Genomic DNA, 14,376 nt, shown 5'->3' on the forward strand with positions numbered 1-14,376 from the left:
CCTGCCATGTCGTCTGCCTTTCGCGTTTCACGTTTTGCCCGCCTTGCCGTCGCCGCCGCGTGGCTAGCGGCACTGGCCCTGCAGCCCGCATCGGCCGACCCGCTGCCCGCGCGCAACGGCTTTCCCTCGCAGACGGTGAAGTTCATCTCGCCCTTCCCGCCCGGCGGCGGCAACGACGCGACGGCGCGGCTGGTCACCACGCGCCTGCCGGAAATCATGGGCCAGGCCGCGGTGGTCGACAACCGCGGCGGCGCGGGCGGCAACATCGGTGCCAAGACGGTGGCCGAGTCCAGGCCCGACGGCTACACCGTGCTCACCTCGCAGGTGTCGATCATGGCGGTGAACCCCACGCTCTACGCTTCGGCCGGGTTCGATCCCATCAAGAACTTCATCCCGATCACGCAGATCAACGCCGCGCCGCTCGCGCTCGTGGTCGATGCCAACTCGCCGCTCAAGAGCTTTGCCGACCTCGCCACCAAGGCCAAGGCCGCGCCCGGCAAGGTGACCTATGCGACGCCGGGCAACGGCACGCTCTCGCACCTGGTGGGCGTGGTGCTCGCCAAGGACAACGGCATCGACATGACCCACGTGCCCTACAAGGGCGCCGGCCCCGCGCTCACGGACCTGCTCGGCGGACAGGTCGACGTGCTCGTCACCTCGACCGCCTCGGTCGCGGGTCTCGTGCAGAACGGCAAGCTGCGCGTGCTCGCGGTGACCAGCCCGCGCCGCATCGGCGTGTTCGCCAAGTCGCCGACGCTCGAAGAGCTGGGCTATGCCGGCGCGCGCTTCGAGGACTGGTACGGCTTCTTCGCGCCGGCCGGCACGCCGCCCGAGCGCGTGGCTTATCTCAACGAAGCCATCGTGCGCACGCTGCGCCTGCCCGAGGTGACCAAGCTGGTGAACGACGGCGGCAGCGAAGTGGTGGCCAACTCGTCCGAAGCCTTCGCCGCGCAGCTCAAGCAAGACATCGACCGGTGGTCCCGCATCGTCAAGCTCTCCGGCGCGAAGGCGGATTGACGCACCATAGAGGCCTAGCCCACGCTCGACAGAACACCACCATGTCCGACTCGCACAAAGAAGACCCCGCTGCACAGGCCCTGGACACGCGGCTCACGCGCACCGGCAAATCGCCTGCCTATTTCGGTGGCACGCCCGTCAACACGCCGCTGGTGCGCGCCAGCACCGTGCTGTTCGACAGCGTGGCCGCGATGCGCGACACGCGCGCGCGCCGCGGCGACGAGCGCGCCTTCAGCTACGGTGCACGCGGCACGCCCACCACCTTCGCGCTCGAAGATGCGGTGAGCGAACTCGAAGGCGCGTATCGCACGCGCCTGTTCCCAACGGGTCTTGCCGCCATCGGCATGGTGCTGCTGTCGTACCTGAAGCCGGGCGACCACGTGCTGATGTCCGACAGCGTGTACGAGCCGACGCGCAATCTCGTGCATTCGTTCCTCGCGCCCTACGGCATCCGCAGCAGCTTCTTCGCGGCCGATGGCAGCGGCATCGAGGCGCTGTTCGAGCCCGCCACGCGCCTGGTCTACGCCGAATGCCCCGGCTCGCTGGTCTACGAGATGTGCGACCTGCCCAAGCTCGCGGAACTTGCGCATGCGCGCGGCGCGCTGCTCGCGGCGGACAACACCTGGGGTTCGGGCGTGCAGTACCGGCCTCTCGCACTCGGCGCGGACATCTCCACGATGGCCGCCACCAAGTACCTCTCGGGCCACTCCGACGTGATGATGGGCACCGTCGCCACCACGCGCGAAGCCTGGCAGCCGCTCAATGAGCGCTGCGATGCCTTCGGCATGACCGTGAGCCCCGACGATGCCTGGCTGGTGCTGCGCGGCATGCGCACGCTTTCGGCGCGGCTGCAGATGCACGAGCGGCACGCGCTCGAAGTGGCGCACTGGCTCCAGGCACGGCCCGAGGTGGCGACGGTGTTCTGCCCCGCGTTGCCGCAGCACCCGAGCCACGACATCTGGAAGCGCGATTGCAACGGCACCAACGGGCTGCTTTCGTTCGAGTTCAAGCCAGGCACCGAAAACGCGGCGGTCGAGCGCTTCGTCGATGCGCTCGCGCTCTTCGGCCGCGGTTCGTCGTGGGGCGGCTACGAAAGCCTCGTGGCATGGACCAACATGCGTGCGGCGCGCAGCGTGACCGACTGGAGCGCGCGCGGCGCGGTCGTGCGGCTGCACATCGGCCTCGAAGCGCCGGCCGATCTGCAGCGCGATCTTGCGCAAGGCTTCGCGGCGATGACCGGTTCGCGTTGACCCTCCCGGGCCTCATGGCCTAACATCGCCCCCGCGGTGCAAGCCGCGCCCGGGCCCGCGGGAAGGGTTGAACCCACTTGCTTTCGCATGCTGCTGCGCGCTCGCGCGGCGCTACCAACCAGCTCCTTTGTGCAGCCGGATTTGCGGGTCGTCGGCGCTTCATGCACGGAGGTTCATGTGAAACGCATTCCCGCACGGCCCGATCTCGGGCATCTCAAGAAGCAGGCCAAAGCGCTGCTTGCCAGCTACCGCGGCGGCGACCCCGCCGCCCTCTCCCGATTCCGCGACGCACTGCCTGCCGCCGCCCGCAAGGACGATGCGGCCATTGCCGCGCTCGGCCTGCGCCTGCACGACGCGCAATCGTGCCTTGCGCGCGAATACGGCTTCGTGTCGTGGGTCGATCTGCAGGGCTTTGTGCTCGCACGCATCGCGCAGGCGAACGACCCGACCCGCGCGGTGCTGCTCTGGCTGCGCGCCGCGTATGCGGGCGAAATCTCGGGCGGCAACAACCTCGCCAGGCCCGCGGTGGCCGCGCGCCTGCTCGAAGAAAGCCCCGGTCTCCTGGGCGACGACCCGCACCTCGCGTGTGCCATCGGCGATGAGGACGTGCTGCGACAGACCATCGCGCGCGATCCGGACTGGGTCCGGCGCGCAGGCGGCCCGCTCTCGCTGCCGCCGCTCAATGCGGTCGCCTTCTCCAGCCTGGTGCAGTTGCCGGCCTTTCGCGAGCGCCTGCGCGCCTGCGCGAAGCTGCTGCTCGATGCCGGGGCCGATCCGAACCAGGCCATCGGCAGCCGCTGGCCGCCGGCGTCGCTCGCTGCGCCGTCCGTGGAGGACCGCCTCTCCGCGCTGTACGGCGCCGCGGGACAGAACCGCGATGTGGAAATCACGCGGCTGCTGCTGGACGCCGGCGCCGACCCGAACGACGGCGAATCGCTCTACCACTCGCTCGAAGCGCCCGCCTGCACGCGCCTGCTGCTGAAGGCCGGCGCGCGCGTCGGCGGCACGAACGCGCTCTACCGCGTGCTCGATCTCGACCAGCTCGAATCGCTGCAACTGCTGCTCGCGCACGGCGGCGATCCGAACGAAGCCGCGCCCGGCGAACCCACGAGCGACTGGGGGCGGCCGCTGCTGTGGGCCATCCGGCGGCGGCGTTCGGCTGCGCACATCGAGGCGCTGCTGGACGCGGGTGCCGACGCGTCGGTGCGCACGCCCGAGGGTGTCGATGCGCGCAGGCTGGCCTTGCGCTTCGGGCTGACGGAGGTGGCGCAACTGCTCGCACAGCGGGCCGGCGGCGACGCGCAGTTGCCGCCCGACGATGAGTTCATCGCCGCATGCGCGCGCGGCGACGGGCCTGCCGCACGGCGCATCTTGGCGGAACATCCGCAGGTAATTTCCACACTCTCTCCCACGCAACTGCGCCTGCTGCCCGAGCTGGCCGCGCAGCCGGGCTGCGGTGCGGCCGTGCAGCTCATGGTCGAGCTCGGCTGGCCGGTCGCCACGACCGGCGGCGACTGGGACGGCTCGGCACTGAACCACGCCGTGTTCCGCGGCGATGCGGCGCTCGCGCGCTTCCTGCTCGCGCACGGCGCCGCATGGACCGAGCAGCACGGCTTCGGCGACAACGTCAGCGGCTCGCTGTCGTGGGCCTCGCTCAACCAGCCCACCGACGACGGCGACTGGGTCGGCTGCGCCGAGGCGCTCGTCGCGCACGGCATGCCCGGCGCGCAGCCCGACCCGGGCGGCTCGGACGGCGTGCTCGTCGATGGGCGCCTCAAACGGTTCTCCGACGAGGTGACCGACTACCTGCTCGGCGCGTCCAGGGTGCCTTGAGGCGCAACGAGCGGGCCGCTCATACCCGCCGGCCCGCTCGCTCGCCCGCTTCACGTCATCTCAATCGCAAGCGATCACGCCCGCGGGCGAATTGCGCAGGCGGTTGAGAAACGTCAGTTGCACCTTGGCCGTTTCGCTCCCCTGCGCCGCGGCCTGGCGCATCCACTGGCGCGCCTCGCAGCGGTCCGCGCGCACCGACATGCCGTAGAGCACGGGCCCGGTGAGCAGCACCATGCCGAGCATCTCCTGCGCCTCGGCATCGCCCTGCGTGGCGGCTTCGCGCAGTTGCTGGAGCATCGTGCGGTAGTCGCGGGCGGTCTGGGCTTCGAGCGCAAGCTGGAAGCGCTGCGCCGCGTGCAGTTCGAGGCCACGGTCGGGTGGCCCCGCCGCGGCGAGTGCTGCCGCAAGAAACAGCACGCACGCGAGGAAGATGCGCCAGCGCAGCGACCAGCTGGCGATCTGGTTGAGTTCGGATGCCATCGACGTTCTCCACAGGTCATTGATGTGGATGCATCGTGGCCCTGCGCGCGCCGGAAGAAAAACTGGAATTCACGCAGGGCGCCTCAGGCGGGGCCTGAGGCTGGTCGGCTCAACGAGCGTTCAATGCGCGCTCACTGAACTCTCATCGAGCGCTCATCGAGCGCTCAGGTCCATCAGCATGCGCGACAGCAGGTAGACCCGCGGCACCACGCTCTCGACCTCGGCATATTCCTCCGGCGTGTGGATGCCGCCGCCCACGATGCCGAAGCCGTCGAGCACCGGCACGCCCACGCCCGCCACCAGGCTCGCGTCGGCCGCGCCGCCGCTGCTCTCGATGGTGAGCTTCTTGCCGATCTCGGCGTAGATGCCCTCGGCCATCGCGACCAGCTTGTCCGACGCGGGCGAACGCGGCATCGGCGGCAGGCCGCGCACGAGGCGCACGCGCACTTCAGTGTCGGGGATCAGCTTGTTCTGCGAGATGCGGATGAGGTCCTTCTCGACGCGATCGAACTCGTCCGGCGTGGCCACGCGCACGTCGCCCTTGGCGCTCGCGCTGGCCGGAATCACGTTGGTCGCGCCGTTGGCCGTGAGCACCGTGAAGTTGACCGTGGTCTTCTTCGCCGCGTCCGCCGTCTTCGAGAGCTGCAGCACCTGGTGCGCCACCTCCATCGCGGCGTTGCGGCCGGTCTCGGGCGCGACGCCCGCGTGCGCGGCCAGGCCTTTCACCTCGACCAGCGCGGTGGCCGAGCCCTTGCGCTCCACCACGAGGCCGTCGGCCGGGCGGCCCGGCTCCAGGTTCAGCGCCACGTCGTGCTGCTTGGCCACGCGCTCGATGAGCGCGGTGGTGCCCACCGAGCCCATCTCCTCGTTCGTGTCGATCAGGAAGGTGATCTGCCCGTAGTCCTTGAAGCCGATCTTCTGCAGCACCTTCAGCGCCTGCAGCCCGGCAACGACGCCGCCCTTGTTGTCCATCACGCCGGGGCCGTAGGCGCGGCCGTCCTTGATATAGAACGGCTTGGCCGCGGCCGTGCCGTCCTTGAACACGGTGTCGATGTGGGCGAGGATGAGGATCTTCTTCTTGCCCTGCCCCGTCAGCGTGGCGACCACGTTGCTGCCGGGGTGCGGGTCGGCCGGAAAGGTCTCGATGCGCGCGCCGAGCTGGCGCAGTTCCTCCACGGCGATCTCACGGACCTTGGCCAGCCCTTCGGTCACGGTCGAGCCGGAGTCGATGTTGACCATGCGCTCCAGCAGCTTCAGCGCCTCGTCCTTCTGCTGCGTGGCCGCGTCCAGCGCACCCTGGTGCGGCTTCTGGGCCATGGCGTTGCCAGCCAGCAGAGCACACGCGAGCAGCACGCCTTGGCAGGTGGTGCGCAGCGGCGCGGGGTTCTTGACGGGGAATGGGCGCTTGGAAAAAGTCATTGGGTCCGTTCTCGGTTCGTTCACTGGATTGCCCAGCGCAAAAGAAAGCCTGCTCCTCGCAGGCGGAGCAGGCTATCACCCGCGTTCCGCGCGGGTCAAGCGAACGAGATACGGACCGGCCCCTAACAGCAACGCCCCTTGCCCGCCCCGTACCGCGCCTCCAGCCGCTCGCGGAAGAACGCCTCGTAGCTCATCGGCGGCCGGTCCGGGTGCGTGGCCGCCATGTGGGTGAGGTAGGCGTCGTAGTCGGGCAGGCCGACCATCAGCCGCAGCGATTGCTTGAGCGAGCGGGCGAAGTAGCGCCCGGCTTCGGGCAATGCGAGGGCCATGCGCGTGCTCAGTGGGCGGCCGCGGCCGATGTGCCGACGGGCTCGAAGGGCGTCTCGTGCGTGGTCGGCCGGTTGGCCGTGCGCGCCGCGAGACAGGCCTTGATGCTGTAGACCAGCACGCTCAGCACCACGAACATGAAGAGCGCGCACAGCGCCGCATCGAGGCGGTCGTTGAAGACGATGCGCGACATCGCCTCGGGCGTCTTCGCCGGCGCCACGAGCACGCCGTTGGCCAGGCCTTCGGTGTACCTGGCCGCGTGCGAGAGGAAGCCGATCTTCGGGTCGGCCGAGAAGATCTTCTGCCAGCCCGCCGTGAGCGTGCAGGCCAGCAGCCACACGGCCGGTGCAATCGCCACCCACGCATAGCGCTCGCGCTTCATGCGGAACAGCACCACCACGCCCAGCAGCAGCGCCACGGCGGCGAGCATCTGGTTGGAGATGCCGAAGAGCGGCCACAGCGTGTTGATGCCGCCCAGCGGATCGACCACGCCCTGGTAGAGGAAGTAGCCCCAGGCCGCCACGCACAACGCGGTTGCCACGAGGTTGGCCGGCAGCGAATCGGTGCGCTTGAGCGCGGGCACGAAGCTGCCCAGCAAGTCCTGCAGCATGAAGCGGCCGGCGCGGGTGCCGGCGTCCACCGCGGTGAGGATGAAGAGCGCCTCGAACAGGATCGCGAAGTGGTACCAGAAGGCCATCATGGCCTGCCCGCCGATCACCTGGTGAAGGATGTGGGCCATGCCCACGGCCAGCGTCGGCGCACCGCCCGCGCGGCCGAGGATGGTGGTCTCGCCCACGTCCTTGGCCGTCTGCAGCAGCATCTCGGGCGTGATCACGAAGCCCCAGCTCGACACGGTGGCCGCCACCTGCTGCGCGGTCGTTCCGACCAGTGCGCCGGGGCTGTTCATCGCGAAGTACACGCCCGGCTCGATGCACGAGGCCGCCACCAGCGCCATCACCGCGACGAACGATTCGGCCAGCATGCCGCCGTAGCCGATGAAGCGCGCATGGCGCTCGTTGTCCAGCATCTTGGGCGTGGTGCCCGAGGAGATCAGCGCATGGAAGCCCGACACCGCGCCGCACGCGATGGTGATGAACAAGAACGGGAACAGGCTGCCCGACCACACCGGCCCATTGCCCTGTGCGAACTGCGTGATGGCCGGCATCTGCAGCGTCGGCATCACGAACACGATGCCGATGGCCAGCGCGATGATGGTGCCGATCTTCAGGAAGGTCGAGAGGTAGTCGCGCGGTGCCAGCAAGAGCCACACCGGCAGGCTCGCGGCGATGAAGCCGTAGCCCACCAGCATCCAGGTGAGCGCCTTGCCGTCGAAGGTGAAAAGCGGCGCCCATTCGGCGCTCTGGCTCACGGCCTGCCCGCCGAAGATCGCGAGCATGAGCAGCACGAAGCCGATCAGCGAGACCTCGCCGATGCGCCCCGGGCGAATGAACCGCAGGTAGATGCCCATGAACAGCGCCACCGGAATCGTCGCGGCCACCGTGAAGGTGCCCCACGGCGATTCGGCCAGCGCCTTCACCACGATCAGCGCCAGCACCGCCAGGATGATGATCATGATCATGAAGGTGCCGAAGAGCGCGATCATGCCGGGCACCACGCCCATCTCCTGCTTGACTAGGTCGCCCAGCGAGCGGCCGTCGCGCCGCGTGGAGATGAAGAGAATGATGAAGTCCTGCACCGCGCCCGCGAACACAACGCCCGCCAGGATCCACAAGAGGCCGGGCAGGTAGCCCATCTGCGCGGCGAGCACCGGGCCCACCAGTGGGCCTGCCCCGGCAATGGCTGCGAAGTGGTGGCCGAACAGCACGTTCTTGTCGGTCGGCACATAGTCCAGGCCGTCGTTGTGGCGGTGCGCGGGCGTCTTGCGGTTGCCGTCCAGGCCCAGCACCTTGTCGGCGATGAACAGGCTGTAGTAGCGGTAGGCGATCAGGTAGGTGCAGATCGCGGCCGCCACCACCCAGAGGGCGTTGACGCTTTCGCCACGGGTCAGGGCGACGGTGCCGAGCGCGAACGCGCCGACCACGGCCACGACCAGCCACACCAGGTGGCGGCGGAGGGTTTGCATGCGGATGTCTCCTCGATATTGGAACCGGGGAGTTTTGCCGCATGGGGGCGCGTTGCCATCCGTCGGACCGCGTGGGCGGGCCGCGTGGCACTGCGTAATGGAAAACCCGAGGGGGCGCCTGGGCAAGACCGGATCGCCTCCCGCAGGGCGTGAGAATGCCGCCACGTATCCAGAGAAAGCTCGCCCCATGTCCACCGTCACCATCCATCCCCAGATCAACGTTCGCAACGACGGCGCCTTCGTGCTGTTCGGCGGCGTCAACGTCCTCGAGTCACGCGACCTGGCCCTGCGCACCGCGGCCGAGTTCGTGCGCGTTGCCGGCAAGCTGGGCATTCCCTATGTCTTCAAGGGCAGCTTCGACAAGGCCAACCGCTCGTCGATCCATTCGTACCGCGGCCCGGGCCTGGACGAGGGCCTGAAGATCCTGCAAGAGGTCAAGACCGAGTTCGGCGTGCCGCTGCTGACCGACGTGCACGAACCCTGGCAGGCGGCCCCGGTCGCCGAGGTGGTCGATGTGCTGCAGTTGCCCGCCTTCCTGGCGCGGCAGACCGACCTGGTGGTGGCGCTCGCCAGGACCGGCCGCGTCATCAACATCAAGAAGCCGCAGTTCCTGAGCCCGACGCAGGTGCTGAACATCGTCGAGAAATGCAGGGAAGCCGGCAACGGGCAGATCATCCTGTGCGACCGGGGCACCTGCTTTGGCTACGACAACCTGGTGGTCGACATGCTGGGCTTCGGCGTGATGAAGAAGGTGTCGCAAGACCTGCCCGTCATCTTCGATGTGACCCATGCACTGCAGCAGCGCGAGGCCGGCGCCGCCGCGTCCGGTGGCCGGCGCGAGCAGTTGGTGGACCTGGCGCGTGCCGGCATGGCCGTCGGCCTGGCCGGTCTCTTTCTCGAAGCGCATCCGGACCCGGCACAGGCCAAGTGCGACGGCCCGAGCGCGCTGCCGCTGGCGCAACTCGAACCGCTGCTCGCGCAACTCAAGGCACTGGACGACCTGGTGAAGTCGTTCCCGGTGCTGGATATCTAGCCGGCTTCAGCGGCTCAGGGCCGGCGCGCCTGCATCGGCTGGCGCGACCAGTACACGCCATCGAGCCGGTCGAGCCGCACCTCGCCGCCCGTCGATGGCGCATGCACGAAGCGCCCGTCGCCCACGTAGATGCCTGCGTGCGACGGCGCGGCATTGCCGAAGAGCACGAGGTCGCCGGAACGGATCTCGGACATCGCCACCGGCCGGCCGAACGACGCCATGCGCGCCACCGTGCGCGGCGGCACCTGCCCCAGGCTGCTGCGGTACACATAGCCGATGAGCCCGCTGCAATCGAAGCCGCCCTCGGGTGTGTTGCCGCCATAGCGGTACGGCGTGCCCACGAGCCCCAGCGCATGGATCGTGATGCTGTTCGATTGCTCGGCCGTGAGCGGCGGGATGCTGGAGACGGGCGGCCGCTGCGGCGTGGGTGGGCTCGCGCAACCGACCATCAGCAGGAAGACGCCCAGCGGGAGCAGTCGAAACAGCGGCATGCGGGAGCGTTGCGTTGGCACGGTGGTGTCGGGCATGGGGTGATGGCGGGTCTTGTGGACGTGCATGGACTTTAGCGGCCCGGCGGGCGAGCGCGGCGCATCGTGGCGTTAGCGATGCTCACGTGGATGATCCAGTTGGCACGCTCTGCACGACACCAGGAGGGTCTTGCAACTACCTGGGCACTACCTTGAAGGCGCGACTGGTCACCGTAGAAGTTGCCGCTTGACCCTGGGCCGACAGCGGAACAAAGACATGAATCGCCCTCGTGTCGGGAACCATGAAATCCGCTTCCAACACTTGGCTGGCGCTGCCCTTGAGAACAACGTCGAGCGATTGCGCGATAGGGGCGTTGTTTGCGTCTTGGATTACAAGTCCCAGCGTTCCGGAGTCGGCAGTCAATGCATAGGCCACGCTGACCTTCAGATGCACCGATTGCCCGACACTCAGAACTTCGCTGGTGCTCGGTGCGATGTTCGTGATGCTGACGGTCGAGCCGCCGGGGGCAGCTTGAGCGGAAGGCGCTTCGCTGCGGCTGCATCCTCCGGCGGCAATTGCGCCCGCAAGGCAGGCAATCACGGGGACAGCAAAGATTCGAGAAGCGCGCATACGAGATTGAGCCCCTTTGTATCGACGTGGCCAGCTCACTCGACAGGTTTGCCGCGAAGCCGCCTTGACATGAAACCAAAGAACTACGAACACTTGCATTCAGCCGGCCCGGTGCCATGCATGCCGGCCGTTTGCTCCCAGCGATAGATCGGGACCATGGTTCCGCTTTTCCCCAGCACGGCGCAGTGCTCACGACAACCTTGCTCAGGTGACGGCAGCAAGCTGGCGCCGTACATGATGGCCGAAGCCAACGCCACGAAGACGCCAAAACCGAGCATGACACGAAGACCGAGTGGGATGAAGTGCTTGCTTGTCATGAGTGTCCAATGTTCGAGTCGGCATTTCCGGTTGCCGATGAATACCAGGCGCCGCCCCTGCCTCGGAACAACAGGACCAGGGCCAGAAGCTCCATGAAGCAAAGTGTCGCAGTCATCAACCAGTTCCAAGCGGAATAGTTTCCGAGCCGTTGCGGGTAGACCACCCAAAGCAGCCAAGATCCGAATCCGTACGCGCTTCGCTGCTCGACGCCACGCTCCATACGTACTGAAAAGCCTCGACCACAAAAACCGCAGTCGACAAGGCGATTGCCGCCTTTATTTCGGTCGGAGCATTCACAGGCACTTCCTTTTTCTTGTTCCGCGAGGCAAATTCCCGCGCGTGATCGGCGGTCGTCACGCGCCCGGGTAATGCTCCGCCAGCACCTCACGCACCGTCTCCTGCAACCCCTTGAAGATCTCGGCCACATCGACCTGCTCCCCGTCCTCGATCCGCTTGGAAAGCATCGTCTTGGGAAACAGCAACAGCGTCGTCTGCTTGTAGCGGATCGCAGGGTCCCTGCCGTACTCGTCTTCGACCATCCACCAGTCCCAGTGCGCCTGCGTTTGGATGAAGACCTTGCCGAACGCCAGGCCCAGCGCCTGCAGCGAATACGTGGCCTCCGGCTCGACGATCTTCGAATCGACGACCTTCTGCAGCGCCGCCAGGTCGGCCGTCGTTCCCGACAACGCCAGGCCCGTCGCCTCGGACACCAGTTCTGCCGCATGCATCAACTGGTGCGCGATGGCATGAAGTTCGGCAGGGGTGGGCGCTTCGATCTTTTGTTCCATGGCGTGCGTACTTTTGACTCGATGGGATGGCCGGCACTTTGCCATGAAGTCGCGGCCGGGTCGCCGGCATCGTATGGCACGATCGACGCATGCCCGAGCCGTCACGCCGCATCCCGTACCGCACCTGGCCAGGCGCACTCGCGGTACTCCTGGCCATCGCCTTCTACGTGGGCGGCCTGACCTTCTGGAACAACCGCACGCCCGGCGCGCGCCCCTTGCCCGCGGGGCAGACCGTGTCCGTCGGCCATGCCCGGTTCGAGCCCGCCGACGGATGGGAGATGGACGTGGCCCGCTCCAGGGCAGGCAGGTCGCTGATGCTCTTCAAGGGCGGCCACAAGTTCCTGGTCACCACCGGTCCCTGGGTGGGTGGGCCGGACGGACCGCTGGTGCGCCAGCAGCGGCTCATGGAGCGGGGCCAGCACCTGGAGATCGACGGCGACGTCTCCGATTTCGTCACGCCGTGGGGCCTGCAGGGCAAGACCTTCGCGTACTACGGATCCAAGCTCGCCGGCCGCTTCTGGCAGGTGGTGGACCTGCAGCGCAAGTCGCTCGTGCAGATCGATTTCTACGGCGCCAGCGACGGCTTGAACGAAGCGATGGCCGAGGCCCGCGGCATGCTGGAGTCCATGGACCTGGAGGCCTCGCCATGAGCGCAGAAAGCCCCGGGGCCCTCGCCGGCCCCGAGCAGGACCGCGGCGAGTGGCCGGTGGGCACCGACTCGTTCTTCCAACCGCAACGCGCAGCGTTCTGGCTGCTGGCGGCGATGATCGTCAACGGACTCTTCTACACGGTCAACATGTTCTCGATGGGGTTCCGCGTGGTGCCCGTCACCGCGTTGCTGGGGCTCCTGGTGTGGGGCGTGTACACGCTGATCTTTGTTCTGGTCTTTCGAACGCTCGACCTGCTCGAGCAGCACCCGCCCGAGGCCTTCGTGCTGGCCTTCGCATGGGGAGGCCTGGGTGCGGTGTATTTCGCCGCGCCGGCCAACATCGCCATCCAGGGCCTGTGCGCGAAGCTGGTGTCGCCGGACTTCGTGGCCGTCTGGGGGCCGGCCATCGCGGGGCCGATCACCGAGGAGTTCCTGAAGCTCGCGGGCGTCATCCTGCTGGTGCTGGTCGCGCGCAACCAGTTCCAGACCTACCTCTCGGTGCTGATCGTGGGCGCGATGGCGGGGCTGGGCTTCCAGGTGGTCGAGAACCTCACGTACACCGTCAACGCGTCGATGCACTTTCCGCTCGAGAACCAGGTGGTTCCGGTGTTCCTGAACCTGTTCACGCGCGGGCTGCTGAGCGGCCTGTGGAGCCACGCGGCCTACACCACGATCGCGTCCTTCGGCGTCGCGTGGTTCCTGCTGCACCCGGAGCGATCGAAGGCGACGCGGATCGCCGTGGCCTTCCTGTGCTTCGCGCTCGCGTGGGCCATGCACTTCATCTGGAACTCGCCGTGGCTGGAAGACCTCTTCGACGGCGGCTACGGCGAGATGGCCGTGATGCTTCTCGTCAAGGGCATCCCCGCGATGATCGCGGCCGGGCTCTTCTGGCGGGTGGCCGCGCGCGAGGACGGCGCGTACCTGCATGCGCTGGCGGCCTACTTCGTGCCCGAGCGCGAACTGATCCGCGACGACGAATGGGTGCGCCTTGGCGCACCGCTGCAGCGCTACAAGGTCCGCCGCGAGATGGGCTGGACCTTCGGCCTGCGCGCGAGATGGCTGAAGACGCAGCTGCAGCGCGAGCAATTGCGGCTGGTGCGCAAGGCGATGACGTACGGGCGCGGGGCGCAGACGCTGCGGCACGAGGTGGCGATCCGGCGGCTGCGGGCCGAGCTGGAGCCGCTCATCGCAGCAACGCCGCCATGAAGACGGTGAAGATGCGATCCGCACGAAGTCATCGTTCGACGCCTCTTTTCTTCCTCATCGGCCATCAAGAAACTTGTTGACCATCGCCATGCAGCCGGCGATCGCCACGATCGTTCGCGCTAGATGCGCTTTGCCTCCCGGATGCTGCGCAGGAACGAACGGGTCCGGTCCCGCTGCGGCTCGGCGAAGATCTGTTCCGGAGGCCCCTCCTCGCAGACGACCCCATCGCACAGGAAACACACCTTCGACGAAACCTCCCGCGCAAAACCCATTTCGTGGGTTGCCAGCAGCATGGTCATGCCTTCGTTCGCCAGGTCGCGCACGATGTTGAGCACTTCGGACACCAGTTCGGGATCCAGCGCGGAGGTGATTTCATCGAGCAGCAGGACCATGGGGTCCATGGCCAGTGCGCGGACGATCGCGACGCGCTGCTGCTGGCCTCCCGACATGCGATCGGGATATTCCTTCGCCTTGTGCGCGAGGCTGAAGCGCTTGAGCAATTCCATGGCGCGGTCTTCGGCCTCGGCCCTCGGCTGCTTCAGGACCTGGATCGGCGCGAGCGTCACGTTCTGCAGCACGGTCATGTGCGGGAACAGGTTGTAGCCCTGGAAAACGATGCCGATGTCGCGGCGCAGGGCGTTGACGTCGACACCCGGCCCCGTGATGCGGTCGCCGTGCACCCGTATCTCTCCCGAATCGATGGGCTCCAGGCCGTTGATGCAACGCAGCAGCGTCGACTTCCCCGACCCCGACGGGCCGATGAGGCTGACCACCTGATGCTCTTCGACCGACATCGCCAACCGGTTGAGCACCGGCAGGTCGCCATACGACTTCGAAATTTCCCGGATCTCGATAAAGGACATGTTGAAACTTTG

The 14,376-nt window shown here is 67.5% G+C and carries 16 protein-coding genes; 6 read left to right on the forward strand and 10 right to left on the reverse strand.

Annotated features, from left to right (window positions below; all coding sequences use genetic code 11):
* Positions 1-6 precede the first annotated feature (6 nt).
* The 3 genes from BM133_RS20530 (at position 7) to BM133_RS20540 (ending at position 4,100) form a co-directional block, all read left to right on the forward strand.
* Positions 7-1,017 (forward strand): Bug family tripartite tricarboxylate transporter substrate binding protein, encoded by a 1,011-nt coding sequence (locus tag BM133_RS20530; RefSeq protein WP_093437706.1) that lies wholly within the window; start codon positions 7-9, stop codon positions 1,015-1,017.
* A 41-nt stretch (positions 1,018-1,058) separates the two neighbouring features.
* Positions 1,059-2,267, forward strand: coding sequence for a cystathionine beta-lyase (metC, locus tag BM133_RS20535; RefSeq protein ID WP_093437707.1), 1,209 nt, complete (start codon positions 1,059-1,061; stop codon positions 2,265-2,267).
* A 177-nt stretch (positions 2,268-2,444) separates the two neighbouring features.
* A complete protein-coding gene (locus tag BM133_RS20540; protein WP_093437709.1) occupies positions 2,445-4,100 on the forward strand; it encodes an ankyrin repeat domain-containing protein in 1,656 nt (551 codons plus the stop codon).
* Between the two features lie 60 nt (positions 4,101-4,160).
* Here BM133_RS20540 and BM133_RS20545 read toward each other — a convergent pair whose 3' ends face one another.
* The 4 genes from BM133_RS20545 to BM133_RS20560 form a co-directional block, all read right to left on the reverse strand.
* On the reverse strand, positions 4,161-4,580 hold the full coding sequence (locus BM133_RS20545; protein ID WP_093437710.1) for an SEL1-like repeat protein: 420 nt from the start codon (positions 4,578-4,580) through the stop codon (positions 4,161-4,163).
* Between the two features lie 153 nt (positions 4,581-4,733).
* A complete protein-coding gene (locus tag BM133_RS20550; protein WP_093437712.1) occupies positions 4,734-5,999 on the reverse strand; it encodes a glutamate carboxypeptidase in 1,266 nt (421 codons plus the stop codon).
* A gap of 122 nt (positions 6,000-6,121) precedes the next feature.
* Positions 6,122-6,328 (reverse strand): YbdD/YjiX family protein, encoded by a 207-nt coding sequence (locus BM133_RS20555; RefSeq protein ID WP_013542989.1) that lies wholly within the window; start codon positions 6,326-6,328, stop codon positions 6,122-6,124.
* A gap of 8 nt (positions 6,329-6,336) precedes the next feature.
* The gene (locus BM133_RS20560; protein WP_093437713.1) at positions 6,337-8,409 is read right to left on the reverse strand and encodes a carbon starvation CstA family protein; all 2,073 of its coding nucleotides are present in this window, start codon (positions 8,407-8,409) and stop codon (positions 6,337-6,339) included.
* A gap of 187 nt (positions 8,410-8,596) precedes the next feature.
* Between BM133_RS20560 and kdsA the strand changes: the two genes are divergently transcribed.
* Positions 8,597-9,442, forward strand: coding sequence for a 3-deoxy-8-phosphooctulonate synthase (kdsA, locus tag BM133_RS20565; protein WP_093437715.1), 846 nt, complete (start codon positions 8,597-8,599; stop codon positions 9,440-9,442).
* A gap of 14 nt (positions 9,443-9,456) precedes the next feature.
* Here the strand turns inward: kdsA and BM133_RS20570 are convergent, their stop codons facing one another.
* The 5 genes from BM133_RS20570 to BM133_RS20585 form a co-directional block, all read right to left on the reverse strand.
* A complete protein-coding gene (locus tag BM133_RS20570) occupies positions 9,457-9,969 on the reverse strand; it encodes a C40 family peptidase (protein WP_093437716.1) in 513 nt (170 codons plus the stop codon).
* A gap of 136 nt (positions 9,970-10,105) precedes the next feature.
* Positions 10,106-10,540 (reverse strand): hypothetical protein, encoded by a 435-nt coding sequence (locus tag BM133_RS34700; RefSeq protein WP_143100165.1) that lies wholly within the window; start codon positions 10,538-10,540, stop codon positions 10,106-10,108.
* A gap of 83 nt (positions 10,541-10,623) precedes the next feature.
* Complete coding sequence (locus BM133_RS20580) at positions 10,624-10,857, reverse strand: hypothetical protein (protein WP_143100166.1); 234 nt, start codon at positions 10,855-10,857, stop codon at positions 10,624-10,626.
* Positions 10,858-10,972: 115 nt separating this feature from the next.
* Positions 10,973-11,215 (reverse strand): hypothetical protein, encoded by a 243-nt coding sequence (locus BM133_RS34705; RefSeq protein WP_143100167.1) that lies wholly within the window; start codon positions 11,213-11,215, stop codon positions 10,973-10,975.
* Positions 11,212-11,646, reverse strand: coding sequence for a DUF3806 domain-containing protein (locus tag BM133_RS20585; protein WP_177224892.1), 435 nt, complete (start codon positions 11,644-11,646; stop codon positions 11,212-11,214). The genes BM133_RS34705 and BM133_RS20585 overlap by 4 nt, the downstream gene beginning before the upstream one ends.
* An 89-nt stretch (positions 11,647-11,735) precedes the next feature.
* Here BM133_RS20585 and BM133_RS20590 point away from each other — a divergent pair, with 89 nt between their 5' ends.
* Positions 11,736-12,296 carry a hypothetical protein gene (locus BM133_RS20590; RefSeq protein ID WP_093437723.1) on the forward strand — a complete coding sequence of 187 codons (561 nt, stop codon included), beginning with the start codon at positions 11,736-11,738 and terminating at the stop codon, positions 12,294-12,296.
* The gene (locus BM133_RS20595) at positions 12,293-13,501 is read left to right on the forward strand and encodes a PrsW family intramembrane metalloprotease (protein WP_093437724.1); all 1,209 of its coding nucleotides are present in this window, start codon (positions 12,293-12,295) and stop codon (positions 13,499-13,501) included. Before BM133_RS20590 ends, BM133_RS20595 begins: the two co-directional genes overlap by 4 nt.
* Before the next feature lie 119 nt (positions 13,502-13,620).
* On the opposite strand, the gene BM133_RS20600 is transcribed toward BM133_RS20595, so the two are convergent.
* Positions 13,621-14,364 carry an amino acid ABC transporter ATP-binding protein gene (locus tag BM133_RS20600; RefSeq protein WP_093437726.1) on the reverse strand — a complete coding sequence of 248 codons (744 nt, stop codon included), beginning with the start codon at positions 14,362-14,364 and terminating at the stop codon, positions 13,621-13,623.
* Positions 14,365-14,376: the final 12 nt, after the last annotated feature.

Origin of the sequence: Variovorax sp. 770b2 (assembly GCF_900115685.1) — a bacterium.
GTDB lineage: Bacteria > Pseudomonadota > Gammaproteobacteria > Burkholderiales > Burkholderiaceae_C > Variovorax.

Excerpts from the sequence above, each read along its gene's own strand:
- BM133_RS20530 (WP_093437706.1), top strand. The coding sequence starts at position 7 with ATGTCGTCTGCCTTTCGCGTTTCACGTTTTGCCCGCCTTGCCGTCGCC.
- metC (WP_093437707.1), top strand. The coding sequence starts at position 1,059 with ATGTCCGACTCGCACAAAGAAGACCCCGCTGCACAGGCCCTGGACACG.
- BM133_RS20545 (WP_093437710.1), bottom strand. The coding sequence starts at position 4,580 with ATGGCATCCGAACTCAACCAGATCGCCAGCTGGTCGCTGCGCTGGCGC.
- BM133_RS20550 (WP_093437712.1), bottom strand. The coding sequence starts at position 5,999 with ATGACTTTTTCCAAGCGCCCATTCCCCGTCAAGAACCCCGCGCCGCTG.
- BM133_RS20555 (WP_013542989.1), bottom strand. The coding sequence starts at position 6,328 with ATGGCCCTCGCATTGCCCGAAGCCGGGCGCTACTTCGCCCGCTCGCTC.
- BM133_RS20560 (WP_093437713.1), bottom strand. The coding sequence starts at position 8,409 with ATGCAAACCCTCCGCCGCCACCTGGTGTGGCTGGTCGTGGCCGTGGTC.
- kdsA (WP_093437715.1), top strand. The coding sequence starts at position 8,597 with ATGTCCACCGTCACCATCCATCCCCAGATCAACGTTCGCAACGACGGC.
- BM133_RS20570 (WP_093437716.1), bottom strand. The coding sequence starts at position 9,969 with ATGCCCGACACCACCGTGCCAACGCAACGCTCCCGCATGCCGCTGTTT.
- BM133_RS34700 (WP_143100165.1), bottom strand. The coding sequence starts at position 10,540 with ATGCGCGCTTCTCGAATCTTTGCTGTCCCCGTGATTGCCTGCCTTGCG.
- BM133_RS20580 (WP_143100166.1), bottom strand. The coding sequence starts at position 10,857 with ATGACAAGCAAGCACTTCATCCCACTCGGTCTTCGTGTCATGCTCGGT.
- BM133_RS20585 (WP_177224892.1), bottom strand. The coding sequence starts at position 11,646 with ATGGAACAAAAGATCGAAGCGCCCACCCCTGCCGAACTTCATGCCATC.
- BM133_RS20590 (WP_093437723.1), top strand. The coding sequence starts at position 11,736 with ATGCCCGAGCCGTCACGCCGCATCCCGTACCGCACCTGGCCAGGCGCA.
- BM133_RS20595 (WP_093437724.1), top strand. The coding sequence starts at position 12,293 with ATGAGCGCAGAAAGCCCCGGGGCCCTCGCCGGCCCCGAGCAGGACCGC.
- BM133_RS20600 (WP_093437726.1), bottom strand. The coding sequence starts at position 14,364 with ATGTCCTTTATCGAGATCCGGGAAATTTCGAAGTCGTATGGCGACCTG.